The sequence below is a fragment of the Flavobacterium micromati genome (assembly GCF_900129585.1).
Lineage (GTDB): Bacteria > Bacteroidota > Bacteroidia > Flavobacteriales > Flavobacteriaceae > Flavobacterium > Flavobacterium micromati.
The window spans coordinates 1-26,091 of the sequence record NZ_FQWF01000010.1; the positions used below are offsets into that span (position 1 = coordinate 1).

General features: G+C 32.0%; 20 protein-coding genes and 1 tRNA gene. 16 read left to right on the plus strand and 5 right to left on the minus strand.

Annotated features, from left to right (window positions below; genetic code table 11):
- Nucleotides 1–137: 137 nt before the first annotated feature.
- Nucleotides 138–791, minus strand: coding sequence for a response regulator (locus tag BUB42_RS11265; RefSeq protein WP_073020374.1), 654 nt, complete (start codon nucleotides 789–791; stop codon nucleotides 138–140).
- Nucleotides 792–1,149: 358 nt separating this feature from the next.
- Here BUB42_RS11265 and BUB42_RS11270 point away from each other — a divergent pair, with 358 nt between their 5' ends.
- From BUB42_RS11270 to BUB42_RS16755, 3 genes are all read left to right on the plus strand, one after another.
- Nucleotides 1,150–1,512, plus strand: a complete 363-nt coding sequence (locus tag BUB42_RS11270) for a BlaI/MecI/CopY family transcriptional regulator (protein WP_073020376.1) — start codon at nucleotides 1,150–1,152, stop codon at nucleotides 1,510–1,512.
- A gap of 48 nt (nucleotides 1,513–1,560) precedes the next feature.
- The gene (locus BUB42_RS11275; protein WP_073020377.1) at nucleotides 1,561–3,552 is read left to right on the plus strand and encodes a M56 family metallopeptidase; all 1,992 of its coding nucleotides are present in this window, start codon (nucleotides 1,561–1,563) and stop codon (nucleotides 3,550–3,552) included.
- An 89-nt stretch (nucleotides 3,553–3,641) separates the two neighbouring features.
- Complete coding sequence (locus tag BUB42_RS16755) at nucleotides 3,642–3,782, plus strand: SsrA-binding protein (RefSeq protein ID WP_073020379.1); 141 nt, start codon at nucleotides 3,642–3,644, stop codon at nucleotides 3,780–3,782.
- Here the strand turns inward: BUB42_RS16755 and BUB42_RS11285 are convergent.
- On the minus strand, nucleotides 3,779–4,291 hold the full coding sequence (locus tag BUB42_RS11285) for an adenine phosphoribosyltransferase (protein ID WP_073020381.1): 513 nt from the start codon (nucleotides 4,289–4,291) through the stop codon (nucleotides 3,779–3,781). The genes BUB42_RS16755 and BUB42_RS11285 overlap by 4 nt on opposite strands.
- A 92-nt stretch (nucleotides 4,292–4,383) precedes the next feature.
- Between BUB42_RS11285 and BUB42_RS11290 the strand changes: the two genes are divergently transcribed.
- The 6 genes from BUB42_RS11290 to BUB42_RS11330 all read left to right on the plus strand — a co-directional run bounded on the left by BUB42_RS11290 (nucleotide 4,384) and on the right by BUB42_RS11330 (nucleotide 11,771).
- Nucleotides 4,384–4,457: transfer RNA gene (locus tag BUB42_RS11290), tRNA-Arg, on the plus strand.
- Nucleotides 4,458–5,434: 977 nt separating this feature from the next.
- Nucleotides 5,435–5,887, plus strand: a complete 453-nt coding sequence (locus BUB42_RS11305) for a hypothetical protein (RefSeq protein WP_073020386.1) — start codon at nucleotides 5,435–5,437, stop codon at nucleotides 5,885–5,887.
- 678 nt (nucleotides 5,888–6,565) lie between these two features.
- Nucleotides 6,566–6,946: a hypothetical protein gene (locus tag BUB42_RS11310; RefSeq protein WP_073020388.1), complete on the plus strand. Its 381-nt coding sequence runs from the start codon at nucleotides 6,566–6,568 to the stop codon at nucleotides 6,944–6,946.
- A 1,010-nt stretch (nucleotides 6,947–7,956) separates the two neighbouring features.
- Nucleotides 7,957–8,331: a DUF4242 domain-containing protein gene (locus tag BUB42_RS11320; RefSeq protein WP_244533923.1), complete on the plus strand. Its 375-nt coding sequence runs from the start codon at nucleotides 7,957–7,959 to the stop codon at nucleotides 8,329–8,331.
- A gap of 89 nt (nucleotides 8,332–8,420) precedes the next feature.
- Complete coding sequence (locus tag BUB42_RS11325) at nucleotides 8,421–9,542, plus strand: nickel-binding protein (protein ID WP_073020392.1); 1,122 nt, start codon at nucleotides 8,421–8,423, stop codon at nucleotides 9,540–9,542.
- Nucleotides 9,543–10,499: 957 nt separating this feature from the next.
- The gene (locus tag BUB42_RS11330) at nucleotides 10,500–11,771 is read left to right on the plus strand and encodes a S8 family peptidase (RefSeq protein ID WP_073020394.1); all 1,272 of its coding nucleotides are present in this window, start codon (nucleotides 10,500–10,502) and stop codon (nucleotides 11,769–11,771) included.
- Between the two features lie 805 nt (nucleotides 11,772–12,576).
- Here BUB42_RS11330 and BUB42_RS11335 read toward each other — a convergent pair.
- Both BUB42_RS11335 and BUB42_RS11345 read right to left on the minus strand, forming a co-directional pair.
- Complete coding sequence (locus BUB42_RS11335; RefSeq protein ID WP_073020395.1) at nucleotides 12,577–13,416, minus strand: bacteriorhodopsin; 840 nt, start codon at nucleotides 13,414–13,416, stop codon at nucleotides 12,577–12,579.
- 735 nt (nucleotides 13,417–14,151) lie between these two features.
- Complete coding sequence (locus BUB42_RS11345) at nucleotides 14,152–14,457, minus strand: hypothetical protein (protein WP_139257361.1); 306 nt, start codon at nucleotides 14,455–14,457, stop codon at nucleotides 14,152–14,154.
- A 649-nt stretch (nucleotides 14,458–15,106) separates the two neighbouring features.
- Here BUB42_RS11345 and BUB42_RS11350 point away from each other — a divergent pair.
- From BUB42_RS11350 to BUB42_RS11375, 7 genes are all read left to right on the plus strand, one after another.
- Nucleotides 15,107–16,096 carry a 2-hydroxyacid dehydrogenase gene (locus BUB42_RS11350; protein WP_073020401.1) on the plus strand — a complete coding sequence of 330 codons (990 nt, stop codon included), beginning with the start codon at nucleotides 15,107–15,109 and terminating at the stop codon, nucleotides 16,094–16,096.
- Nucleotides 16,097–16,107: 11 nt separating this feature from the next.
- Nucleotides 16,108–16,251: a hypothetical protein gene (locus BUB42_RS16440; protein ID WP_170857223.1), complete on the plus strand. Its 144-nt coding sequence runs from the start codon at nucleotides 16,108–16,110 to the stop codon at nucleotides 16,249–16,251.
- A gap of 392 nt (nucleotides 16,252–16,643) precedes the next feature.
- Nucleotides 16,644–18,056, plus strand: coding sequence for an L-lactate permease (locus BUB42_RS11355; RefSeq protein ID WP_084118331.1), 1,413 nt, complete (start codon nucleotides 16,644–16,646; stop codon nucleotides 18,054–18,056).
- A gap of 93 nt (nucleotides 18,057–18,149) precedes the next feature.
- Complete coding sequence (locus BUB42_RS11360; RefSeq protein ID WP_073020404.1) at nucleotides 18,150–18,995, plus strand: universal stress protein; 846 nt, start codon at nucleotides 18,150–18,152, stop codon at nucleotides 18,993–18,995.
- A gap of 172 nt (nucleotides 18,996–19,167) precedes the next feature.
- Complete coding sequence (locus tag BUB42_RS11365; protein WP_073020406.1) at nucleotides 19,168–20,169, plus strand: sodium:calcium antiporter; 1,002 nt, start codon at nucleotides 19,168–19,170, stop codon at nucleotides 20,167–20,169.
- Between the two features lie 755 nt (nucleotides 20,170–20,924).
- Nucleotides 20,925–21,209 (plus strand): DUF2490 domain-containing protein, encoded by a 285-nt coding sequence (locus tag BUB42_RS11370; protein WP_073020407.1) that lies wholly within the window; start codon nucleotides 20,925–20,927, stop codon nucleotides 21,207–21,209.
- Between the two features lie 320 nt (nucleotides 21,210–21,529).
- Nucleotides 21,530–24,124 carry a cation-translocating P-type ATPase gene (locus BUB42_RS11375; protein WP_073020409.1) on the plus strand — a complete coding sequence of 865 codons (2,595 nt, stop codon included), beginning with the start codon at nucleotides 21,530–21,532 and terminating at the stop codon, nucleotides 24,122–24,124.
- Between the two features lie 750 nt (nucleotides 24,125–24,874).
- Here BUB42_RS11375 and BUB42_RS11380 read toward each other — a convergent pair.
- The gene (locus BUB42_RS11380; protein ID WP_073020411.1) at nucleotides 24,875–25,912 is read right to left on the minus strand and encodes a glycoside hydrolase family 130 protein; all 1,038 of its coding nucleotides are present in this window, start codon (nucleotides 25,910–25,912) and stop codon (nucleotides 24,875–24,877) included.
- Nucleotides 25,913–26,091 lie beyond the last annotated feature (179 nt).

Sequence of the window (26,091 nt, forward strand, 5' to 3'; positions counted from 1 at the left end):
CCGCCTGAAGAGTCCCATATAATTATTTTATTTTTCGCAAAACAAAAATAAGGGAATCTCAGGCACTTTTTATTTTAGACTTTCGGATCGTAGTGACTTTAATACTTTTATTTGAAAATAATATGCAACTGCGTGCTTCAAATCACCTTATTTTCTTTTGCAATTGAAATCAACTCAATATCACTGCAGCCACCCATATAAAAATGTTCTTTCATTTTTTGTTTACGTTTTTTGATGGCGCTTACACTCAAATACACCAATGGTTCCAAATCTTTTGTTTGGTAACCGATGCTTAAGTAAAATAGAATTTGCCTATCATATTCATCAAAATTTATATCGTTGCGATGGATGATTTGCAAATAGTCAAGTATTGTGGGTGTCCTTATGATTTCGCCTTTCAAGACTTGCGAGACAAAAATTGGAATGTTTTGAAAACACAAGTCGCATTTTTCAAAAATTCCATCAGGCTTGCAACTATTGATTGTATCTCTAAGCTGCGACGGTTGCCAGAACCTCGCCATTACTATTATTTTAGTGTTGGACAACTTAGTTCTTATTTGTTTGGCTAGTACTGCACCATTGCAAATGTTTTTTTCTGCGAAAGGCGGCATCAGCCAATTTAGTATGACTACGTCAAAAAAAAATTGGGGTTTGTATTCAAATAGTATGCAATAGGCATCTTTTAAAGAATTGCAAACTTCTAAATCATGGCAAGACGGTAAATGCTGTCCTAAGTTTAAATATACATCCGTATTAAGTTGATGGTCAATTGCTAATATTTTAAAGGCCATAAATTTTTATGTTGATTAATACTAGTAGGTCGGGTAAAAATACTACACAAAAACAAAATTGCCGTTCCTTAATAGTTAAAAAAAAGTTAATTTTTAATTTATGGTGAGTTTTTAGTATGAAGGTAGAATTATCAATATTATTTCTTCCAGCATTTTAAACTCTTAACGCAATAGCGAGGGAATTTTTTTTTTTAATAACTAAAAACTACTCCTAGCTGGATACTATAATAGCATTACTTTACAAAAAATTAAAACAAACGACTATTTTAGTTAAATAACTATAAAAATAGTTAGCAAACTAGAAATATAGTTGTAAGTTTGTATTTCGCCAACGCTCAGGATAACACAATAAATAGCTATGCAAAAATTAACCAATAAAGAAGAGGAAATCATGCACATTTTATGGAAGCTTAAAAAAGCTTTTGTAAAAGAAGTCATGGCTGAAATTACCGAAGATCGACCGCATTATAATACGCTTTCAACTATTGTGCGTAATCTAGAAGAAAAGGGTTTCGTTGCCCACCATGCCTTTGGAAACACGCATCAGTACTACCCAATTATTAGTATTGACGATTACAGAAAGCGCTTTATGAATACTGCAATCGATAACTATTTTAATAGTTCCTATAAAAATATGGTTTCGCATTTTGCAAAAGAAGAGAAAATTTCAGCAGCTGAACTGCGAGAAATTTTGGCTATGATTGAAAATAGAAACAAATAAAAAGTTATGCTTACTGAAAAACAATTTTTACTAAATTAAAGTTCAATTATGGAAGCATTATTCATCTACCTCGTCAAATCAAGCGGACTTATTGCCTTGTTTTATTTTGGATACTATTTTTTATTGCGCCAAGAAACTTTTTTCAATAGTAATCGCTGGTTTTTGCAAATGGGCTTATTTACTGCTTTATTGTTGCCTCTAGCTGTTTTTACTAAAACAGTAATTGTGGAAGCAAGCACAAATACTATTGATTGGTCAAAAATTCCTGTAGCTACTTCGACTAATAATCAAGAGTTCGAAATCAATTGGTATTTAATTCTCTTGCTCATTTATTGTCTTGGTGCTTTTTTATTTTTAGCAAAGTTTGTATCCGATTTCTATAGCTTAAACTCTATTTTGAAAGGGAAAACGATGCATACTCAGGCTGATTATAAATTTATTGATACTACTGAAAACGTTGCTCCATTTTCTTATTTTAATACAATCGTCTACAATTCGTCATTATATAGTACCTCCGAACTAGAGAATATTTTAGAACACGAAAGAGTACATTGTGAACAAAAACATAGTGTTGACGTATTAATTTCTAGGGTTTTTTGTATTCTTTTTTGGTTCAATCCACTAATTTGGTTGTACAAAAAGACCATTTTACAAAACTTGGAATTCATTGCTGACAGCGAAGCCACGAAAAAAATATCTGACAAGAAAGCGTATCAGTTTACACTTTTAAAAATAACAACGCATGAAAATTGTGTTGCCATTACCAATCATTTTTATCAATCATTAATCAAAAAACGAATCGTCATGTTAAACAAAAATCAATCAGACAAAAGAAATTCATGGAAGTACGTACTTGTGCTACCAGCATTAGTTGCTTTTATGTTTTTATTCCAAATTAAAGTCATTGCACAAGAAAAAATTGATGGAATTAAAGAAATTGAAAGTATAAAAGGAGATTTGACTACGGTAGATATTTACCAAATAAATAAAAACACTACTGACAAAGAATTAGAGGAAAATGCCTTAAACATCAATACTAATTATGGCATTAAAACTACTTTCTCAAAAGTAAAAAGAAATTCAAGCAGTGAGTTAGTTGCTATAAGAGTAGTGCTTAAAAAAGGAAAAGAGATTTCAAAAGTTATGGAAATACAGGAAACCAATGCCATAAAAACATTTGGAATAGTAGTGTCTAAAAACGTGAAAGGGTTTTTACAAATCGATTTCACAATGGAAGATAATATCAATAATGAGGTACAGACTGGTATTGTTGCACCTGATGCTCCCTTAACTGATGAAAAAGAAATTTTTATTAATGGTAAAAAAGCAAACCAAAGTGATTTGGATAAAATAAATCCGAATGACATTATAACAATCGATGTTAATAAAAATACTGATAAATCAACTATTAGGATTATTACAAAGACAGATAAAAATATTATTCTATTCGATCCAAAAATTCCAGCTATTGAATTAGGCTTAGATAAAACTGACCCTACAAATCTAAACGGTTTACATAAGCCAAAAGGCACCTATACTGTTAAAAGTGTAACGACACAAAAAAATGGTGTTCCAACTGATACAGAATATTTTATTGATGAAAAAAAAGTACTCGCGATTGAAGCGGAAAGCATGATTCCTGACCTTATCAGCAGTATGGACGTAAGAAAAGATGCAAATTCAAATAAAAATTCAATCCGCATTATTACCAAAAACTACGTTTCAACTAAAGGCAACATACCGGAACCTCCTATGCCTCCGACTCCTCCCACATTTAGTTTAAAAGCACCTAAAGCCCCTATTTTCCCTAAAGCGCCGATAGCACCAAAAGGTTATCTAAAAAATGGTGATAAAAAAGCGTGGGCAAGCTTCAACAAAAAAATGGAAGATTTTAGTAAAAAAATGGAGGCAATGGCACCTCAAATAGAAGCTTTTGATAAAAAAATGGCCGATTTTGATAAACAAATGAAACCTTTTAATGCGCAAATGGAAATTTTCGAGCAAAAGATGAGGATTTACGAAAAACAAATTCAGGAATAGCACGCCCAAATACAAAAAAACAAATAGTAAATGATAGACGAGACGGTCTCTCACGAGACTGTCTTTTTTTATATCTTTGAAAAAAAAATATGTTTAAAATTCTAGCTCAAATCAATAAGCTCCTATTACCTAGTTTTACAAAACAGCGATTAGATTTATCCAAAGCCAAAAAATGGCAAATGGCTATAATTGGTTTTCGCTACTATGTGACTACAAGGGCTATCGATTAATACGTAATTGCGGCAAAAATTGGCTTGTCTTTAATTTTCTCTCTTCCGTTCAGGAAAGACAGTTCCATAATAAAATTACATTGCATCACTTCACCGCCCAATCGCTCTACTAGTTCACAAACTGCTTTTATAGTTCCGCCAGTTGCTAAAACATCATCATGAATTAAAATGCGATCTCCTTTTTTGATCGCATCTATATGAATTTCTAAAGTATCAGTGCCGTATTCTATATCATAAGTAGCAAAAATTGTTTCATAAGGTAATTTTTTGGGCTTTCTAACTGGAACAAAGCCCACATTCAGTTCTTGTGCAATCAATGTCCCAAAGAAAAACCCCCGACTCTCCACTCCTATTACCTTATCAATATTTAAGTTTTTTAGAGTTGAGACTAATGTTTTCAGACATTCTTGTGTGCCTTTTGGATCTATAAGAAGCGGCGTAATGTCTTTAAATAAAATTCCTTCTTTTGGAAAACCTTGAATATCACGTATATAATTTTCTAAAAACATAATTTTCTATTTTTTACAAATTTACTCTTGCAATTTACACAAATAACCCTATATTTGCACCCGCAATCAGGTTATTATAACCACTTGCAAATGGCCTTGTGGCGCAACTGAATAGCGCACTTGATTACGGCTCAAGAGGTTACTGGTTTGAATCCAGTCAAGGTCACGATTAAATAATTAAATCAGAAGAAAACGCCAAGCTTGCTTGAGCGTTTTTTTTTGCTGTAATGATTTTCAAAGCGGAGCTTTGCTGGATGCGCAAAGCGAATAAGTCAAGGTCACAAAACCCCAACAGATGTTGGGGTTTTTTTATGGTTTGTAAAATAAAAGCTCGATTAACAACCCAATGGAAAAGTACAAATAAAGCGATCAAGTCGTTTACTTATTATTTCTATTAAAATTCAAAAAAAGATATACAAATATTGAAGATTCAATGTAATAGAAATAATAGATTGTTTGCTCAAATGATCTAATAAAAGACAAATGACCATGAGACTTTGAACTGAAAAAATGGTGTTTTAAAAATTTCGACGTCTTTAAAAGTAAACGAAAGTTAGGATGAAAATTTATATACGATTTAAGCAAGTTTGCTTCATTTGTATGCAAAAAAAAATTGACCGATTCTTGGCTCATTGTTGTGTTGCTGATTCCCCTTAAACAATGGAGACGTAGGCTTTTGTACGTGCCCGAACGGGTGGAAAGGACATGCGCCATTACAGCTACTTCAACAACCTGACTACCCGTGACCTTCGTTACGCCAAGTATCGGTTCAATTTTTTACTCAGTCGGTTTTGTCGCGTTGACTAAGTAAGAACAGTAATCAATTTTTTCTTTATTTTTGTTTCTACTTAAGTAAAAATTAATTGCTAAAGATTGGCTTGATTTCTGTTTTGTAAATTTAGGAACTGCATCATAATCAATAGTTATAGAATTATTTATTAAAGTTATATCATTCACATTTAGAAAAACATATCTTAAATTCGTAAAAAACTGAAATAATTAAATCTCAGCCGATAGTGATTTTTGTCGATAAAATCGACGTTAATAATCTGATAATTATATAACTATATTAAATAGTATTGTAAATTAAATAAAAGCTTCTTTATTAATTTTGCCTTATTACTAATTAAAAAATGATAAAGTATGGAAACTTCAAACAACCAAATCAAAGAAACTGTTAGCGAAAATTTTTCTGCTAATAGCGAAAACGAATCATTTCAAAATGATTTTGAAAATGCAATTATTCCTTCATTACGTCCAGATTTGAACCACCATGAATTCTATGTAAAAGAACAAGAGGAAATGCAAACCGATGGAATTCCTTTCGACGATGAAATAAGCTTGAGTGATCTAGATGATGATTTTTTAGAAGATGACGACTTAGACAATGATGAGGCAGCTGAAGACAATCAAAATGATTTTGAACGTGACGACGATGAAGATTTTTTTGATGAGGAAGACGATAATTTGGAGGGCGAAAATGGGAACAGCGAGAGAACAGCAGAACAAAATGACGACGATTTTTTAACGGAAGATCCCAATCTAAATTCCGATGATCTTCGTTCTAAAAATAGTGACTTCAATACTTTCAAATAGAATTGAAATTAAAATAATTTGCTAATTTTATAGAAAAACATCGTTTAAAACGATGTTTTTTTTATAAAATTATTATCCTGAAACTGCAACAGAGAAACTCTGTAGTGATAAAATTTGTTTAAAATTATTACTCGTAAATACTAATATCACTTTACTATTTTTACTATTTTTTTAAATAATGTCGAATAAAATCTTTAAGGCAAATTCCGACTATGTGTTTTTGTATCCCGACTTCTCACGACTGTTTTAAAAAATAAAATTAAGTTCCGTTGAATTGCATTGCTGCACTTTAAAAATTGACGAAAAACAAATCTGGAGATTAAACGAAATTTTTGCTTTACTGACGTTTTGTTTTAACAGAATATTTAATTAGTATCTTTAGTAAAGGATCAAGCGTTTTATGCTTTTATAAATTTTAGACAAATCGCGAGCAAGACAAATTCTCCATTGTCGCAAAATGGCCGAAAAATTAAGCTTCTTTTCTTAGTTCAAAATAAAATTTCGTAATGTTCTGCGATTTATACTTTCGAATTTAGTCATCAAACCATTCGTTGTTGTCAAATACCGTTCATACCGAAGGTTTTATTCACTGATATTTTGAAAATGAAAACTAGCAATTGTAACTTCATTTATGTTTAAGCTCATTAATCAATATCTAATATTGCAAAAAAAGTAAAAATGGGAACAAAAAATCTTTCTGAACGCTCCGCTTACGAAGTCTTTGAAGACCACCTCAAACTTGCACAAGAAGGCAAGCTTGGCGAAGATCTTAAAAATAATTATGCCACAGATATTGTACTCTTGACTAATTACGGCACATTTTACGGACATGAGGGGACAAAAGAGGCTGCTACATTATTAGATGAACAGCTTTCAAATGGCAGTTATGATTATAAAATCAAACTCTGTTATGAAAAAATCTGTTTTCTTCATTGGACAGGAAACTCCGAAGACTCTTATATTTTAGATGGTGCTGATTCCTTTCTAATCGAAAAAGGTAAAATAAAGGTTCAAACCATTTTTTATACCTTTCACAAGAAAATCAATAAAAAAGAATAACATCCTCGTACAAAAATTAGAATTTGGCTGTTAGCTAATTATTAATCACCTCTAACTGTTGAGATGGACTTCGTTTATAAATTCGTTACGCTTAGGTCAGGAATATTGCTCCACGCAAATTGATTTAAATCAACTATTTACACAATAATCCTTTACTAATACTTTAAGATAATGCTAATAATTGCTTCTTCTTGAAGGTCAGTATTGCAGACGACATCGCACCGAGAAAAAAGTGAGAAGCAACCCCATGTTTTATAATTTAGCCATTTTTATAAATAAGTCACCACATTATAAATCAAGCGGTTGTTGATTGTCAAACATGGCTTTTGTTTATAAAAAGATCTATTTTTAGAAAGTATTATTTGTATAATATGACCAAATTTCAGGAAGTAAATTATCAGTCAATAGTTTAAATGATTGATGTTGCCTTAGCTATTTAGGTTTTTTTCATGATCATTTAGGCGTGTAACTGCGCCATTTTAAAATTTTATCGTTTCTTAATGCAACTTTCTTTTTCTACAATAAGTCAAAAGATGAAATTGCGTTGAACCGACACCAAAATAGAAGCTCTATTTGTTGGCAATTTAATTAATGACTTTAGAGTGGCTTCTTTTAATTAATTGGTGTTGATTAAAACCTAACAATAATTTATACTCGCGAGTAAGCTATCAGTTCCTTTTTTCTTTTTGCGAAAGTGAATTTTTTTTAGAATTCTTTTCGTAATTTTTTTCAATTTCATTAATAGCTGCACCGCACTAAATCTATGGATTTTCTCCTGCGATTTCGAGTCAAACAACGTTTTTATTGTTGAAACCTCAAACATAAAAAAATTTATTATAAAATAAAGTTGTAATGTTTTAGCAAATAGACGGAGGTTTGTTCAGAAACTGAGGATATTTTTAAATACTAATAAAAGCACTGAACCAAAATTGTGATTCTTTGGACTGAAAGTATAATTTATTGATTTTAAGTTGTTTTACTTTTATAAACTAATATTTAAAACAAAAATCATGAAAACAATTAAACTAATTTTAGTCCTTGTTGTCTTTGCATTAAATCATGCACAAGCACAACAACAAAATCAAACAACTTTTAAAAACAATGACGCTATGAAAACTTTCGTAATCGAACGTGTAATTCCGGGTGCGGGAAACTTAACAGCTGAACAGTTAAAGGGCATCTCGCAAACATCTTGTTCAGTTCTAGCAGAAATGGGACCAAAAATTGAATGGCAACAGAGTTATGTTACAGGAGATAAGGTCTATTGTGTTTACAAAGCAGAAAATATGGCATTAATTGAAGAGCATGCTAAAAAAGGAGGTTTCCCAGCAAATTCTATAAGTGAAGTTAAAAATGTAATTGGTCCTATTACGGCTAAACAATAGTTTGATATTTTCATTTATCAAAACGCTAATTACCTAAAATATAGCTTTTTACATTGAAAAAATGATTATCTTTCTTGAAAAATAATTGTATGCCAATATACATGGATTTTCATGATTTGCCTGATGGCGTTACCGCTGCGCATATTGCAGAAATGCATCAAGCAGACTTAAAAATTGAACACAAATACAATTGCCGTGGATTGACTTACTGGTGCGATGAACGACGGAAAACTGCTTTTTGCTTAATTGAAGCCCCCAATGCACAAGCTATTAAAGAACTTCATGAAAAATCGCATGGAGCTGTCCCACAACGGATAATTGAAGTGAATGATATACTTGTTGAATCTTTTTTAGGTAGAATTCAAGATCCTGAAAAATTACAAAACACTAAACTAAATATTATAGACGATACCGCATTTAGGATATTAATGGTTATTACTATCAAAAAACATAGTTTAAGAAGTAAAAACATCGAAATAATACAAGCTGCAATTCGAGGTTATAAGAAATCCATAATGAATATTGTTATTAATCATGATGGTCGTGTTATTAAGCGAGAAGGAAGTTCATTTTTAATGTCATTTACTTGTGCTACAAACGCGGTGGAAAGTGCTATTAAAATTCAAGAATTGTACAATTGTGTGATTACTCCAGATCTAAAATTTAAAATAGGCATAAGTTCAGGTTTTCCGGTGACCAAAGGCAAAAGCATTTTTGAAGATACCATAAAAGAAGCCAATTATTTGTGTTACACAGTTAACAATAATATAATTTTATCGCCAGAAGTAAAGGATGATTACGAAAGTGAAAATATAAATAACCCAATGAACATAACTGGCGTGATGTATTTAACTGTTTATCAAAAGGAATTTTTAGTAAATCTACTGGAATATATAGAAACGGTTTGGCAAGATTCCAATACAAGTGTCCAAGATTTTAGTGAACGTCTGGGATTAAGTAAATCAAATCTTTATCGAATTATGAAGCCTGTAATTGGTAAATCTCCAAACAATTTTTTGAGAGATTACAGACTGAATAAAGCGCTTGAATTATTGGACAGACAACTATCAAATATTTCTGAAATTGCTTATCAGACCGGATTTAGTAGTCCAACTTATTTTTCAAAATGTTTTTATGAGGCTTATGGTATTTTACCCTCGAAATATAGTAAACTGCAATATACAAGTCAATCCATAAGTCAAAAAAGATGAAGTAGCTAGTTCTATGCAACACTAATAAGATCGTAGAAAAAAAATCACCACAGAACAACTATTATAACTGGTTCCTTAAGATACTATTTCTTTATATAACTTACGGTTTGTCATCAATTTTTTTTTGTTATTCTAATTACGCCTATTCGGTATTAGAAATTTTATCAAAACACACAAACAATAAACTTAAAACTGCAAACAGTTGTAACCATTAGAAGAGAACAATACCCTTTTAAAGAGCATTTTATTATAACTATTTTATGACATTATGCAGGCGAAGAATTGCCAATGATGTAAATTAAGGCAATAAAAGATATAAAATTTAAATGTGATCTTACTAAACTTTTATAAAGTGAAAAACCCTTTGTGCAGCAAATAGAAAGCGTATTTGAACAATTTAAATGTACTTTATAGAATTATTGCTAGACTACTTTAAGCTTTCAGAGCTATTTATCATTGCAAAACATATAAAAACAAAAAACACCTTTTGGTTTTAAAAGGAGTACATCATAATAGATTTATTTTTTGTCCTGTGGGTTCATTATATTTAATGCCAATATCTGTCCTGCAGCACAAAAACTATATTAATTCTAAAAGCCCTTTTGGCGCTAAGCTATCCAAATTTTCATATTTATTTATAACATTCGATATAAATAGTTGTTTTTAGAACCAACCTCAACTTCTTAAGAATTTACATCGCAATTTTAAAAAATACAGTAGTTTAACGTTAAAAAATACACCTGCATCAAATTTAAAAAAGTTAAAATATTGTTAAAAAAGATAACAAATAGTCCAGCTTATTTTCATTTTAATCCCTTAAATATACTAAGCTATTGCGGTAATTGACTTTAATTTTTGGAGATAGAAAGAAGGTAAGTCCTCTACATTCGTAATAGATTTGTAAAACCAATACGTTTTTTGCTAATTTTGTGCCTATTAATTAACAAAAACCTATTTATGAAAAAGATTAAAATTGCTGTAGGAACATTATTTTTCTTAGCATTATTTAGCTCCTGTCAAAACGAAAATCTAGAGCAAAGCGAAATTGAAAATATTGTAAAGCCTGCAGAATTAGCGGGGGAAAAAATATTAGGGAGTTACATCATACTATTTAATGATGATAAGTCAGAATCCTCAAGAATGAAAATGTCTACAAAAGTGTTTTCCTCAAGACTTGAAAAGTCAAATGCTTATAAAGTAATTGAAGGCGACGCGAAATTTAAAATAGATAGACTTTTATCTAATATAAAATTTGATAACTCAAAAGTTTCAAATTATTATTCTACTCAATTTAATGGTATATCTGTTCATGATGTCAGTGTTGATGAACTAAAAGAATTTTCTAAAAATCCAGCAGTAAAAGCAATTTATTACGACCAAATAATTCCAAATCCTATAGATAATATTATAAAGTCTCCTCAAAATAATATCGCTAGTAGAATTGCTGGTCAAGTTACACCTTGCGGAATTACAAATGCTGGAGGATTCGTAAATGGCGCCACATCAAATGCGTGGATCTGGATTGTCGATACAGGCGTGGATACAGATCACCCAGATCTTAATGTTATTACTGATACTAGATATGCCAAATCGTATATAGGAACATCAGTTGAAGACTGTAACGGACACGGAACACATGTTGCTGGAACAGCAGCGGCAAAAAATAATACAATTGGTGTTGTAGGTGTTTCAGCTGGAGCTCCAATCGTTCCTATAAGAGTATTTGGTTGTACAGGTGGTGCAAGTTCTTCTGATATTTTAGCAGCAATAAATCATATAGGTGCAAATGATGCTCCAGGAGATGTTGTAAATATGAGTCTTGGCGGTTTTTTTGGCGCAAATTGCAGTACAACTTCACCATACCTTACAGCATTGAGAGGATTAGGGACCTCTGGAACTAGAGTAGCATTAGCAGCTGGAAATGATGCGGCAGACGCAACTCTTTATAGTCCGGCATGTACAAATGGAACTAATATTTTTACAGTTGCATCAATGACTTGTGAGAAAACATTTTCTTCATTTTCAAACTACAATAGATCTGCTGTAGATGTAATAGCAACTGGTAGTAATGTTCAAAGCACTTGGTTAAATGGTGGTTACAACACTATAAGCGGAACTTCTATGGCTAGTCCTCACGTTGCAGGAATTATGCACGCAAGAAATGGTAGTCCTGCATTAAGTGGTAGTGTAACATCTAGAAGTCAGATCTATCCTATTGCAGTTAGATAATTCAATCAAATTTATAAGGAGAATTACACAGTTTTAATTATGCTGTGATTAGCTCAATAATTTTTCAACAGCATCAATAATTTTGATGCTGTTTTTTTTGTCGTTGTAAAAAACAACTTTAAAAAAGTTTAAACTGTTAAACCCAAATTACGTATTGGAAAAACATTCTTAAAGCATCTTATAAAATCCGAAAACGTAACATTTAAAACGATTGTTGTCTAAATTCACTTAGAGCCAAATATCTTCTATTTTCCTTAGCTCTTAATTGGACTTTTTCATTGTTCGCTTGGTTTTTGACCATAATTGGATATGGTTTCGTCTTTGATCAAGTTACAATCTAGTAATAAATATAAAAAAAATTCTCACATTTTTTTTTAAACACTGACGCATACTGTTTTTTTAAATAAGAAACCCTTTAGCAATTATTGAAAATGATTTTTAAAAGTAATTGCATGTTACTATTTCCTTAATCCTATTTCTTTAATTGACTATAATTTTTCTGAAGGTTATAATAGATTTTGCGAAATACTTTCTTATTTGACTTTATGAGATTTAAAATTTTGCTTTTTTGAATTACAAAGTTGGGAATTTTATGCGAAATGTAATCGATAATAGAATAATTGATATTATAAATCAATGAATTATGTTAAATTATTTATGAAAAATTGTTGAAAAATTCTAAAAAAATTAATCCATTTCTAGAAATGGATTTGAGGATTTTGATGAACTATTCTACAACAGCAGTAGTACTACAATATAAAGAGCAGTTTCTATAAAAATTAGTAATTCGTTTGATATTATAATTTTAATCTACTTCAGATTGATATCCTTCATGTTTGCTCAAAATGCCAGCTACATTTGTCAATAGTATACCGTAAATAACTTTTGAACAAATATCTGCTACTGTGTAAGTGATCTGACGACCAACAACCCCAGCTTCGTTAAAAAATCCTCCTTCTATTCCTAGCAAATGTGGCATCAAATAGGCACCTGGATACAACATCCAAGATATAAGAAATAAAATCCATATAGAATTTAAGGTTTGCTGCGCTTTAAGAGGAATACCTTCTTTTCCTTCATCAATTACTTTTTTCATCAGGTAGAGAATATGTATAAAAAATACGGTTGAGATTGCTCCCCAAACCGCAAACGCTACTAAATTAGTAACTTCATAAAACTGGCCAATGTATCCGGTAATGACCATTCCTGCGCCTGAAAACCAAAACTGATTGCGAATGCTACTAAAGCTAGAACGTTTTAACGAAATAATAAACAACATCTGAAAAAGCAGCATAGGAACATCGATGAGCCAATTTAAATACCGGTAACCGTTGTTAAAAAGATCAGCTCCACCCCCAAGATAATATCGCCCCCGTTCTATATCAAATACAAAGCTACTTGTCCAATTTTTTGCCTGAGCAAATAACAATAAAAAAGCTGATACCGTTACTACAACCGAGAGCACAGATGATATTCGATATTTAGGCGCTACCGCTTTAATAGTGAGTACAAAATAAAAAAGCGCAGAAAGCATGACGGCATAACCGAGTGTAAGAACGTGAGCTACGATTTGGTAAGCCATTTCGCTGAATCCTTGTTGCAAACCTACATAATTTTCAAAAGTCGCATTTCCTAAATTACTCATATTAATTTCGTTTTGATTACTACTTATTTTCTTATTTGATAAACTAAAGTTACTATAGTTGCATTTTGTATTTCGACTGGTATTTTAGAAGATTGTTTTGTTATGATAAAGATAAAGTTGTTTTTTTATGCCTTCGAAATTATTAAGATTAGTTTAACTAACTGTTTTAATGATAATTATATTTTAATATTCCTCGATTACTCATTTCTGAAACCGATTAGAAATTTTGTTTTTCATCTACTTAAATAATATTGACCTAAAGCCTTCTACCTAAATACTCTGACTTTGAAGAGGCAATAATCGGATTTATAGAATAGTAGCCCACGGTTTAAACCGTGGGCTTTGCGTTTTTAAAACTACTCCGCAAATAAAATAGAAAAGCTGATTTGGATTGTTGTTTAGGAGTACATTTATTTCATTTCGATATAACTTATTTCCAGATTTACGCTGCAATCTCCCGATAAAAAAAATCGGGAGGATTTCCCCTTTAATCGGGGCTAGAAAACACTTTTTGTTTTTCATGAACACAAAAACCCTTCTTCTCAAATACTCTCATTTTTAGTAATTTACAATCAAATTCATAAAAGTAGCCCACGGTTAAAACCGTGGGCATTGTGTTTTTAAAACCGCTCTACAAATAAAAATAGAAAAGCTGATTTGTAATGTTTTTTAATAATACACTTATTTCCCGCTTTACGCTGCAATCTCCCGATAAAAATCGGGAGGATTTTCACTTTAATCGGTGCTGGAAAATACTTTTCTTTTTTCAGCCACACAAAAACCATTCTTCTCAAATACTCTCATTTTTAGGAATTTACAATCAAATTCATAAAAGTAACCCTCGGTTGAAACCGTGGGCAATGTGTTTTTAAAACCGCGCCACAAATAAAATAGAAAAGCTGATTTGTAATGTTGTTTATGAATGCACTTATTTCCCGCTTTACGCTGCAATCTCCCGATAAAAATCGGGAGGATTTTCACTTTAATCGGTGCTGGAAAATAATTTTCTTTTTTCAGCCACACAAAAACCATTCTTCTCAAATACTCTCATTTTTAGGAATTTACAATCAAATTCATAAAAGTAGCCCACGGTTAAAACCGTGGGCAATGTGTTTTTAAAACCGCGCCACAAATAAAATAGAAAAGCTGATTTGTAATGTTGTTTATGAATGCACTTATTTCCCGCTTTACGCTGTAATCTCCCGATAAAAATCGGGAGGATTTTCACTTTAATCGGTGCTAGAAAATACTTTTGTTTTTGATGAAAACACAGCCTACTACTCAAAATACTATCACTTTTGAAGCGATAATAATAAGATTAATAAAATAGTAATCCACAGTTTAAACCATGGAAAAAAAAATAGCGTAGCAACCACAACCATCAAACTCAAATAAACGAAATCCTAAATACTATTAATTTTTATTATCACTTGATGTTCTATTTTTTTGAGTAATTTAAAATTCAAAAATACTTAAGATTAAAAAAAATATGAATTATATAAGAAATATTGGAAATTATGTAATGTATTGATGATAAAATTAAGCCAACTTTAGAAGTTTGGTTTTAATAAACAATCTTAAAGCTAAAGCCAACGAATTTGATGCAACAGAAAATTAAAGAAGGTGTTTTTTCTACTAGAGGAGTTGTAATAAAATAGCAAACTAGACAACAATTTTAAAAAATGCAAAAATGAAAGTAGCAATATTTAGCATACACAGTTTTGATAGGCCTTTTTTTGAAAAAATTAAGACAAACAGTCACGAGCTTGTTTATTTTAAAGAACAATTATCTGCAGAAACCGCGTATTTGGCAAAAGACTTTGATGGTATTGCAATTTTTACTTCTGACAGTGCTAATGAAGAAATTTTAAATCTATTACATTCATATGGCGTAAAATTTATTGCTTTACGCTCTGTGGGTTATGATCATGTAGACATAGACAAAGCGACAGAATTGAAAATAAAAGTCGCTAATGTACCAGAATATTCACCTTTTGCCATTGCTGAACATACAGTAGCTATGATTTTGGCACTGAATAGAAAATTAATATTAGCCGACAATCGCATTAAGCGACATGATTTTAGTTTAGGTGGCCTAACCGGATTTGACTTAAATGGTAAAACAGTCGGAATAATCGGAACTGGTAAAATAGGTTCCGTATTAGCAAAAATACTACATGGCTTTGGATGTAAAGTAATTGCTTACGATAAAATTGAGGAAAGCTCATTAAAGTCAAAGTATGCATTACACTACACTAATCTTGATGAGCTTTGCAAACAATCTGATATTATCAGTCTGAATCTTCCGCTAAATAAAGACACAAAATATTTAATAAACGAACAACAAATTACCATTATGAAAAATGGTGTGATGCTAATAAATACAGCAAGGGGAGGAATTGTCAATACTCAATCAGTAATAAATGCTTTAAAATCTGGCAAAATTAGTTCATTTGGAATGGATGTCTACGAAAATGAAAAAGGTGTCTTTTTTCACGACTTGAGTAAAAGTATTCTCGAAGACGATACTTTGGCTTTGCTTACAACATTTAGCAATGTATTAATCACAGCACATCAATCCTTTTTAACAAACGAAGCATTAGATGGTATTGTGTCCACAACAATCAAGAATATAGATCAGTGGCAGAAAGAAGGAAAATCAGTAAATGATATCAATTAAAATATATAATAATGAAATTATTAGTGACTACCTATTTTTTGGCAAACGTCAAAGGAGCCATTAAATTTGGTCAAACTTTTACTAAGCAAACTAAAAACATGATAGTTATTTTCTACTTTGCAATTCATTATTATCGAATTCACTTGATGGAGTAATACTTTTTTTAATAAGTACAAAATCAAAGAAATAAATGATTTTCTTGATACCTAAAAAAGTTTATCTGTACTGTTATTAGTAATGAATATAGCAAATTCGCCACTATAAAATAAAGTTTAAAAGTACTAAAGAATTATTCAATGCAAAAGAATTTGAGGGCATTGAATTAAACAATCAATAAATAACTTTGATTTTTCACTTGTAGACTGGTTGGCACAATATTTCTAAAAACCAAAGCCTAGTCTATTAATTATGTTTTCAAATAGAGAAAAAGGTTTTTTTAATACTATACTTTTGAATAGTTAATCGGCAGAATTAAGCTATATCAACTAATATCTGTTTTGATATATTCAAATGAAATCATTCAAAAATAAACAAAGGATAATTAATTATGACTAGCCTAATCCTCCTTCTATCGTTTTTGTTTTTACTCACTGGAGTATTTATTTTCCGAAAATTATGGCTCGGAGCATTGGGCGCTGTTATCATCGTTCTTGTTTCAAAATTTTCATTTTCAGCAGCGAGCAAAGCAGTTTATTATGAGTTGTCAAATGCTATGATTATTGGGACAGAACTCATTTTATTAATATTCGGAGCTTACCTTTTTTATAATATTCTTTCTGCTTACAAACATTTTATTCTTTTTACAGAAAGCGTTTCAATAATTTCTTCACGCATTTCACTGGCAATTATACTCTGCTTTTTTATGGGGAGTTTTATGGAAGGTATTGCGGGTTTTGGTATACCAGCATTACTTATAGCTCCACTTATGATTACCGTAGGATTTAAGCCAGTTACTGCTATTGTTTTGCCATTGGCAGCAACAATAACGGCCGTCCTATTTGGAGCTTTGGGAAGACCGTTGCGGATTGGATTGGGAATAAATGAACCTGATGAAGTGGTAACAATAACTATCATTTTAAATGCTATGCCTGCATTAGTAATTCCATTTATGTTGACTTATCTTTTGTCCAAAACGGAGCAAATAAAAATTAACTGGAAAAAAGAGTGGAAAACAGTTTTAGGTGCCGGAGTTTGTTTTTACGTCCCCTTTTCACTTACCGCAATGTTATCCTTAGAATTTCCATCAGCGATTGCGGGAATAGCTGGACTACTGTTATTCGTCTTCGTATTTATACCAACTAAAGAAAAAATATCAGGACGGATTTGGTGGAATACCTTTTCTCCTTACTTATTTTTCATTGTACTCTTTTTGAGTTTTAGGTTTCTCGCCCAAGATACACTAATTTCTTTTGCGTCTGGTATAAAGCAAGTCTCGATATATCAGCCAGGAATTATTTTTATAATTGCCTCTATTTTGGTTTTGTTTGTTTTAAATCAGGGACATTTCGCAAAACATTTTTTATCTCTGCTAAAAGTATCTCTGCTGAAAATCTGGCTTCCAGCTGTCACCATATTATTGCTTATTTCGTTCACACAATTAATTGCAAAATCATTTTCGGAGCTTGTAAGCTCATTAACAGCTTCTATGAGCTCATGGCAAATTATGGCTCAACCGTTAATTGGTATCAGCGGAAGTTTTATTACCGGAAGTGCTACTATGAGTAATCTTCTTTTTGCAGGAAGCTTAAATACTACAGCATTGGGTCAAAAGCCTCTATTTATGTCGTTGCTCCATACAGGGGGTGCGATAGGTAATGCTATTTCGTTGCAAAATATAATTATGGTAAAATCTGTTATACCTGATAATATTTCAGAGTCAAGAATATTAAAATTTAACCTGCCTATTATTGGGATTTATGTTGTGTTAGTTCTAATATCTACTCTGATTTATGTGAGATAGGTAAGAAATAAAAGGCGATATGCACTTGATAAGAGGCGCTGAGCACGTAAATACAGTCAAAAAATAAATTAATAACAAGATAAATTAGCAGCAATGATAAAAATCCTTTTTCCAACTGATTTTTCAAAAGCATCGCTCAATGCAATTGAGTATGCTTTGAATTTTGCATCAGGCAGTGATGCTAATTTTATTTTCTATCACTCCTTCATCCCTTTTAATAGTGCTTTATCAGGTTCACCTGAATTTAACAGGAAAGAAATCATTAAAGTTGAAAAGGAATTAAAAATCAGAATTGAAAAAATTAAGTTTAAAATGAATAAAAAATTTCCTGATATTGTGATAGAAACTTGCGTTGACAAAGGTGTAGAGTCACAACAAATAATTTCTTACAGCAAGAAAAATAAAATTGATTTGATAATTATGGGAACCACAGGCGCAAGTGGCTTAAAAGAAGTACTCATAGGAAGTGTTACCGCTGATATTATTGCCAAAAGTGAGTGTCCAGTTTTAGCTATTCCTGCAAAATATAAATACAAGTCAATTCAAAAAATACTGATGCCAACTAACTATGCTTTACATGATCTGGTGGTACTCAAATTTATTTTTCAGTTTTCAGTTACAAAAAATGCAAACATTCATTTCCTGCACATCACGCCAAAAGGAAAACCTTCCACGAAAGATATAGAGTTGATGGAAACTTTTAAAGAAACAATCAGCAGTTTATTAAAAAATAGAGACAAAGAATTCAGTTTACACCAAGACAATGACGCACAAGAGTCTATTTCAACTATAGTTCAAAAGGAAAATATTGATCTAACTGTAATGACTACTATCAAGCGTGAAAGTTTTATTAATCGCTTTTTTCATACTAGTTTAACTAAAAAGATGGCTTGTCATACCCTGATTCCTTTACTGGCTATTCCAGCTAGGAGTTTTTAGCTAAATATTTTTGAAATGAAATTAATTGGATAAAGTTGTCATTGCATTTGTTAATAAATACTTTAGAGTTAAGACACAGTTATAGAGAAATAGGAAACCATCGAGATTTTATTAAAATCAAAAGAGAAAATAAAAAGTGTACTTAAAATTTCAATTATAATATTACTTTATCATGCTATTAACAATACTTGGATTCTTACTTTGTGCTGCTGTAATTTTTTTCAGCGGCACTAAATTAGCTCATTACGGCGACCAAATGGCCGAGCTAACTGGAATGGGTAAAGCATGGTTTGGTTTAATTATGATGGCTTCAGTGACTAGTTTGCCCGAATTGTTTGTTGGTATAAGCTCAGCGAGCATAATAGAATCTGCTGACTTTGCAGTTGGTGATGTCTTAGGAAGTTGTGCGTTTAACTTAGCAATATTATCTCTTTTGGATGTATTTTCAAAAAAAACAAGTTTATTCTCCGTGGCTTCGCAAAGCCATGTGCTTGCTGGGGCATTAGGTGTTGTTTTATTCTCTTTTGTAGGTATTGGTCTATTTTTGCCTTATGATTTTAAACTTATTGATTGGATTGGTGTAAGCAGTATTGTTTTTATTGCTTTTTATTTGATTTCAATTAAATTAGTTTATCAATATGATAAAGGCCACCCAACACCGAGTATTCCATCCAAACTATTGGAGTTACAAAATAGAACATCGATCAAAAAAGTTATTTTTTGGTATACTTTAAATGCATTAGTCGTTATTGTTGCCGCTTTGGTACTCCCGCATTTTGTAGAACAAATTTCCAATCAAACAGGGCTGAACAAATCATTTACTGGTACAATTTTGTTAGCTGCATCTACATCGCTACCTGAAGTGGCTGTTTCAATAGCAGCAATCAAAATAGGTGCTATCGATATGGCTGTAGGTAATTTATTAGGTAGTAATTTATTTAATATTTTCATTTTAGCTATTGGCAACTTTTTTTACAGAAAAGGACATATTTTAGTTGACGCATCGGAAAGCCATATCGTTTCTGTATTCTCGATAATTACGATGACCGCAATTGCTATTATCGGCCTTACTTATCGATCAAAAAGTAAAGCTTTTTTTCTTGCATGGGATACTTTGCTTATTGTAATCATGTTTATTTTTAATATGGTCATTTTATATAAACTTTCATCATGAATTGTCACTAATTATCTGCATTTCAAATTAAAGAACTGCCTTAAACAAATATAAAACGACTTTAAATAGCTGAAGCAGCAAATTGGCTTATGCAAAATGGTAAAATGAATTGATAGTATTCGGTTTATCGATAACAGTTCCAAGATAAGATAACATTTATTTTAATTCTCGTAGCGCTAATTTTTTTTGCGTGCGAAATATAAAAGATAAATCTTCTTTTTACCACTTATGGCTCACAATTGTATTGATTAGAAAGATTAATCAAAATCCTTGACAAAGAATTTAATACAAGCGGAATAATTTTTAGCAAAGATCTATTTTACGTAACTTTGAGAATATGTGTAAATGAAAAATTACAATTCGTAATAATACATACTTATTACAAGTAATAATCAATAATTTATGAATACCACTTCTGTAATTCTACTAATTGGCTTTTTATTGCTTTTCCCATTTGTCTCACAAGCACAGCAAAAGTAGGAACGCGAATATAAAATGAACTCCGAAATGATTCCGCAAGCTGCATAACAGTTTATTGATTCAATCGCTAAAGATTTAAAAATAAAATGGTTTAAAAAATAAGGTCTTAATGATGTTTCCCTAGAGCCAAAATTTAAATATAATAACAAACAATTTAGTATTGCATTTGACACATTGGGAATCTTACAAGATGTAGAATATGTAATCAAAAAAAGCGCTTTGGCTCCAAAGATCTATAATAAAATAGAAGGTAAACTCGATTCTCTTTACCAAAAATGGAAATTTCAAAAGATACAAATGCACTAATAGAACCAGATGCAGTGTCTTATAGAACAATTCAGCAATTTATATTTCAAACTAAAATTGAATCTTTTCGGGTAGCACACAGAATAGCGACAGACCAAACCTTTTCTTCAAACGAAGCTACCGAATTTAGATTGAGGTACAGATTAAGTGCAGAAATCCTGCTATCAGGTCAAAAACTTGATGATAAAGAGTTTTATTTTAAGTTTAATACCGATGTTCTCAATAGTATTCAGGATAATGTGTATGATTTATAATTTAGGATAGTTCCTAACATTGGTTACGTAATAAATAAACAACATAAGATAGAAATAGGTCTAGATAATCGATTTGAATCATTTATCAACAATCAAACCCGAGCAACGTCTTGGTTTACTATAAATTGGTTTCTTTAAAATTATTAGTTATTTTCCAAACGACAAAAATGGATTTGCTAAAAATACAAATGCTCTGTTAGTCAAATTAAAAATAAAAATATTCGCTTTCTTATATTTTATCAGATTAAGTAAATTTATAGTTCTTTTCCAAATTTTAAATTTCTATATATTAGAATGGACTATTATAAAATAAAATTAATATGAATCACCATCTCGTATCCGCGTCCGAAACCTATAAATTGCTTTACTCAAGGAAGGAAGGATTAAGTACTTCAGAAGTAGAAGAGCGACAAAAAAAATATGGAAAAAATGACTTAACCGAGAAAAAGAAAATTTCGGTTTTCGTTTTATTGCTAAATCAGTTTAAAGATGTAATGATTTTTATTCTATTAATTGCGGCTGGAATTTCTTTAGCTGTTGGTAATTTAAAAGATGCTGTAGTAATTTTAATTATTGTAGTGCTGAATGCCATCATCGGCTTTGTGCAGGAATTTAGAGCAGAGAAAGCTATGGAGGCATTAAAGAAAATGGCAGCGTTCAATGCTACAATTCGCAGAGGAGGAACTATTGTTCAGCTTGCTGCCTCCGAATTAGTGCCTGGTGATATAATAATTCTCGAAGCGGGAATGTCAGTTCCAGCAGACATTCGCCTCACTGAAACACGCTCCTTAAAAATTGACGAAGCGTCACTAACAGGTGAATCTAATGCAATAGAAAAAAATACAGATGAACTAACAGTAGAAAATTTACCACTTGGCGACCGCTTTAACATGGCATATAAAACCACCATTGTAACTTATGGCCGTGGCGAAGGCATTGTAATTGCAACCGGAATGAACACCGAAATTGGGCGCATCGCTGAACTGCTTCAGGAGGATGAATCCAAAACCCCATTGCAAAAAAGATTAGCTGATTTCGGTAAAAAATTATCAATTGTAGTTATCGGTATTTCCGCACTTCTTTTTATCATTGGGTGGTTGCGTGGTGAAAATCCACTGCAGATGTTGCTAACCTCAATTTCTGTAGCAGTGGCGGCCATTCCAGAAGCATTGCCTGCAGTAATTACCATTGCTTTAGCAGCAGGTGCTAAACGAATGGTTCAAAAAAATGCACTCGTTCGAAAATTACCTGCTGTTGAAACATTAGGCTCTGTAACTTACATCTGTTCGGACAAAACAGGAACCATTACTCAAAATAAAATGACAGTGCTGGACGTTTGGATTTCGCCAAAAGCAGAAGCTATTGGTGATTTTTCAACTGAACAATTATTATTACTTTCAATGGAACTCAACCATGATGCGGTTGAAGATGAAAATAATATGCTTAAAGGCGATCCTACTGAAGTTGCATTAGTCGAATATGCTAGAAAAAATAAAAATTATGATACGCAATGGTTAAGCAATTTTAAACGCCACGACGAATTGCCTTTTGATTCAGTTCGTAAACGAATGACAACTATTTACCCCTTAGCGGAACAGTTTATGATTGTGACAAAAGGCGCAGTGGAAAATATTTTAAGCAATTGTAAGGATGCAAATGCCGAAGAAATAAATTCAGTTACTGAGGCTTTTGCTCAACAAGGGAAAAGGGTTTTGGCTTATGCTGTAAAAGTCGTGAATACTTTACCAGATACGATTTCAATTGAAACCATTGAAACCAATTTAAACTTTATTGGTCTAGCTGCAATGATTGATCCGCCCCGTGCAGAAGCCGTGCAAGCAATTGCTGATTGCCATACGGCAGGTATTACGCCAGTTATGATTACCGGTGACCATCCCATTACGGCAAAAGCTATTGCTACAGAAACAGGAATTTTACGTCTTGATACAGACAAAGTAATTACAGGAACAGAACTTGCAAATTTGACGGATGAGGAATTTGAAAAAGAAATTGAATCCATAAAAGTATATGCGCGTGTTTCACCCGAACAAAAACTAAATATTGTAAAAGCCCTCCAAAATAAAAATAATTTTGTTGCCATGACAGGCGATGGAGTCAATGACGCTCCCGCTCTGAGACACGCGAACATCGGTATTGCAATGGGTATTACAGGCACTGATGTTTCCAAAGAAGCCGCACACATGATTTTACTCGATGATAATTTTGCGACCATCATCCATGCAGTGAAAGAAGGGCGAAGAATATTTGACAACATCCGCAAGTTCATTAAATACAGCGTTACCGGCAACAGTGGTAAAGTATTGACTGTCGTTCTAGCTCCGCTTCTTGGCTTGCCCATTCCACTCCTTCCCATTCAAATCCTATGGTTAAATCTCGTTACCGATGGTTTACCAGGACTGGCCTTTGCATCGGAAAATGCCGAAGAAAACATTTTAAAACGACCGCCACGCAAACCAACTGAAAGTATATTTGCAGGTGGAATGGTAATTCATATTCTTTGGGTTGGTTTGTTAATGGGCGGAGTTGCTATAGGTCTCCAAAGTTGGGCAATTCACGTCGGAAATGATAAATGGATGACAATGGTATTTACGGTTTTGAGCATTTCTCAAATGGGACAAGCAATGGCGGTCCGCAGCGAATGGCAATCCTTATTCACACAAGGTATATTTGGAAACAAACAATTAGTAGGCGCTGTGCTATTGACGCTTGGCTTACAAATGGCGGTCATTTACATTCCATTCATGCAGGATATTTTTAGTACACAAGCCCTTACTTTAAATGAATTACTACTGTGCCTTGGATTGTCAACTATTGTGTTTTGGGCAGTGGAAATTGAGAAATGGGTGAAGAGAATAAAACGTAAACAATTAGAGCTAACAATGCAAAAAAAGTAAGCACAATTTTAAAAAAAAATACTAAAAGAATTTAGTCATTAATACTGATTTTAGTCATTTTAAGTACTGTTTATAATATAGAAATTTTTGTTTTCAAAAGTTGTAATTCTATCATCTGAATTTTTTTTTCTGCAAACTTGTATCGACATTGCATCAATACTTAGCGCAACATGATTGAATAAAAAGCAATTTACTCCGTTTCTATAAAAAGTAAATAAGAATTCTATTTCATACCATTTTGTCAATAATAGTAACGGGAACAAGTTCTTCTAGAATTAACTTTATTGGATCTACAATACCATAATCAAATTTATGTTCCCTTGTACCTGAAATTATTTGAACGCCAAGATCTGAATGTTGAAAATTAGCAGAATTTATCACCTCTTATAAATCTTGACTTTGGAAATCGGACTTTTTCATTTAGATTTTCTGAGCTTTGTCCCACTCAATAACATGTGAGACTAATTTTGGTTTACAGTGAAATTTTGCAGAATGAGATTCATTATTACCGTTCATAAAACGTAAAGTATATACACTGAACCCGCCGTTATTAAACTTGTTGTTATTGCACGATCGCTAATTGTATAAATAATGGTGTGCATTGACTCTACATCTAAGATATAAACTCCCAAAAAATTTCGCATACTGGGACTGATTCTAGCATCTCCTTATCTAAATCTGGGTTTACAGCATTAAAAGTAAAACCGGCAAATATTTTATGGTAAAATATTTTATGGAATCGGATGAAATTTAATTGTTTTCCTCAACAACTGGATTTAATTTGAGTTCATTTAATAGTTCACTAAAACTTAATGAAGCGCAAGCAATACAATTATCGGCAGCACCGTAATAAATGTAAAGTTTGTCATCAAATAGTGCTGTTCCAGTGGGGAAAACAACATTGTCTACAATACCATTTATTTCATAATCAATTTCAGGAGAAATTAATGGATAGGGTAATCTACCAACTACTTTTGTTGGATTTTCAAGATCTAGTAATGCAGCGGCCGCCGAGTAAATATAACCTTCTGAAGTATCAAAAACACCATGGTAAATTAGTATCCATCCGTCTTCTGTCTCTATTGGCGGACATCCACCGCCTGTAAAACTTGACTCATGATGTGAACCAACCGGATCAAGAATTATATGTTCGTTAAAATGTAAAAAGTAATTATTCCAAAATTCTCTAGTTAAATCCTCTAAGCTAGTAATTAAAACAAGTTGTATTCCAGGCCGAATGCGATGCAGAAAAGCCAATTTACCATTAATTCTTCGTGGAAAAAAAATCACATCTTTGTCCCAAATAAATACTTTTTTGCTTCTGTTAAAGTGGCGCACATGCCTAAAATATTTAGCGTTAACTAGATTAGTACATTCTGCTAATCGCTGGAACTCATCAAAAGTAAACTGCGGAACAATGATTCCATGATTAGTAAAAGTGACTAAATCAGATGAAGTAACTAAAGTTCCTAATGCATTAATTCCATCAAAAGAAGTGTATGTAATATAATAAATACCGTCAATTTTTACAATGCGCGGATCTTCAATCCCATTTGAGGCTTCTTCGCAACAAGGTATCAGTAACGGTTTGTTATTTCTTTGAACAACTTCTGTTGCACCCTCCAATTTACAATAACCAACTGTTGAATAATTCCCAGCTCGAACAGCTCTATACAACATGTGAATTACGTTACCTTCTTGCATTATCGCAGGATTTAGAACGCTTTCATTTTCAAATAAGAGTGCGGTCTTTTCAAGAATAATGCCTTCTTTTTTGATATTTATCATGTGTACCAGGATTTTTCTAAAATAAAAGGCGCAGCTAATAACTAGTTACGCCTCATACTACTTGAAATGTGTATTCCTACTAGCTATTAACTGTTAAGTTGCCCACTAAGACAAGCAATGTTTATTTGGTTAATAAATTCGCAATGCTGCATTGCATAAAAAAATTCAATTCTTACTTA

Coding starts and splice junctions, on each gene's coding strand:
- BUB42_RS11310 (WP_073020388.1), top strand. CDS start 6,566: ATGGGAACAAAAAATCTTTCTGAACGCTCCGCTTACGAAGTCTTTGAA.
- BUB42_RS11365 (WP_073020406.1), top strand. CDS start 19,168: ATGCTATTAACAATACTTGGATTCTTACTTTGTGCTGCTGTAATTTTT.
- BUB42_RS11355 (WP_084118331.1), top strand. CDS start 16,644: ATGACTAGCCTAATCCTCCTTCTATCGTTTTTGTTTTTACTCACTGGA.
- BUB42_RS11360 (WP_073020404.1), top strand. CDS start 18,150: ATGATAAAAATCCTTTTTCCAACTGATTTTTCAAAAGCATCGCTCAAT.
- BUB42_RS11330 (WP_073020394.1), top strand. CDS start 10,500: ATGAAAAAGATTAAAATTGCTGTAGGAACATTATTTTTCTTAGCATTA.
- BUB42_RS11380 (WP_073020411.1), bottom strand. CDS start 25,912: ATGATAAATATCAAAAAAGAAGGCATTATTCTTGAAAAGACCGCACTC.
- BUB42_RS16755 (WP_073020379.1), top strand. CDS start 3,642: ATGTTTAAAATTCTAGCTCAAATCAATAAGCTCCTATTACCTAGTTTT.
- BUB42_RS11375 (WP_073020409.1), top strand. CDS start 21,530: ATGAATCACCATCTCGTATCCGCGTCCGAAACCTATAAATTGCTTTAC.
- BUB42_RS11370 (WP_073020407.1), top strand. CDS start 20,925: ATGGAAATTTCAAAAGATACAAATGCACTAATAGAACCAGATGCAGTG.
- BUB42_RS11285 (WP_073020381.1), bottom strand. CDS start 4,291: ATGTTTTTAGAAAATTATATACGTGATATTCAAGGTTTTCCAAAAGAA.
- BUB42_RS11335 (WP_073020395.1), bottom strand. CDS start 13,416: ATGAGTAATTTAGGAAATGCGACTTTTGAAAATTATGTAGGTTTGCAA.
- BUB42_RS11320 (WP_244533923.1), top strand. CDS start 7,957: ATGAAAACAATTAAACTAATTTTAGTCCTTGTTGTCTTTGCATTAAAT.
- BUB42_RS11350 (WP_073020401.1), top strand. CDS start 15,107: ATGAAAGTAGCAATATTTAGCATACACAGTTTTGATAGGCCTTTTTTT.
- BUB42_RS16440 (WP_170857223.1), top strand. CDS start 16,108: ATGAAATTATTAGTGACTACCTATTTTTTGGCAAACGTCAAAGGAGCC.
- BUB42_RS11270 (WP_073020376.1), top strand. CDS start 1,150: ATGCAAAAATTAACCAATAAAGAAGAGGAAATCATGCACATTTTATGG.
- BUB42_RS11265 (WP_073020374.1), bottom strand. CDS start 791: ATGGCCTTTAAAATATTAGCAATTGACCATCAACTTAATACGGATGTA.
- BUB42_RS11325 (WP_073020392.1), top strand. CDS start 8,421: ATGCCAATATACATGGATTTTCATGATTTGCCTGATGGCGTTACCGCT.
- BUB42_RS11275 (WP_073020377.1), top strand. CDS start 1,561: ATGGAAGCATTATTCATCTACCTCGTCAAATCAAGCGGACTTATTGCC.
- BUB42_RS11305 (WP_073020386.1), top strand. CDS start 5,435: ATGGAAACTTCAAACAACCAAATCAAAGAAACTGTTAGCGAAAATTTT.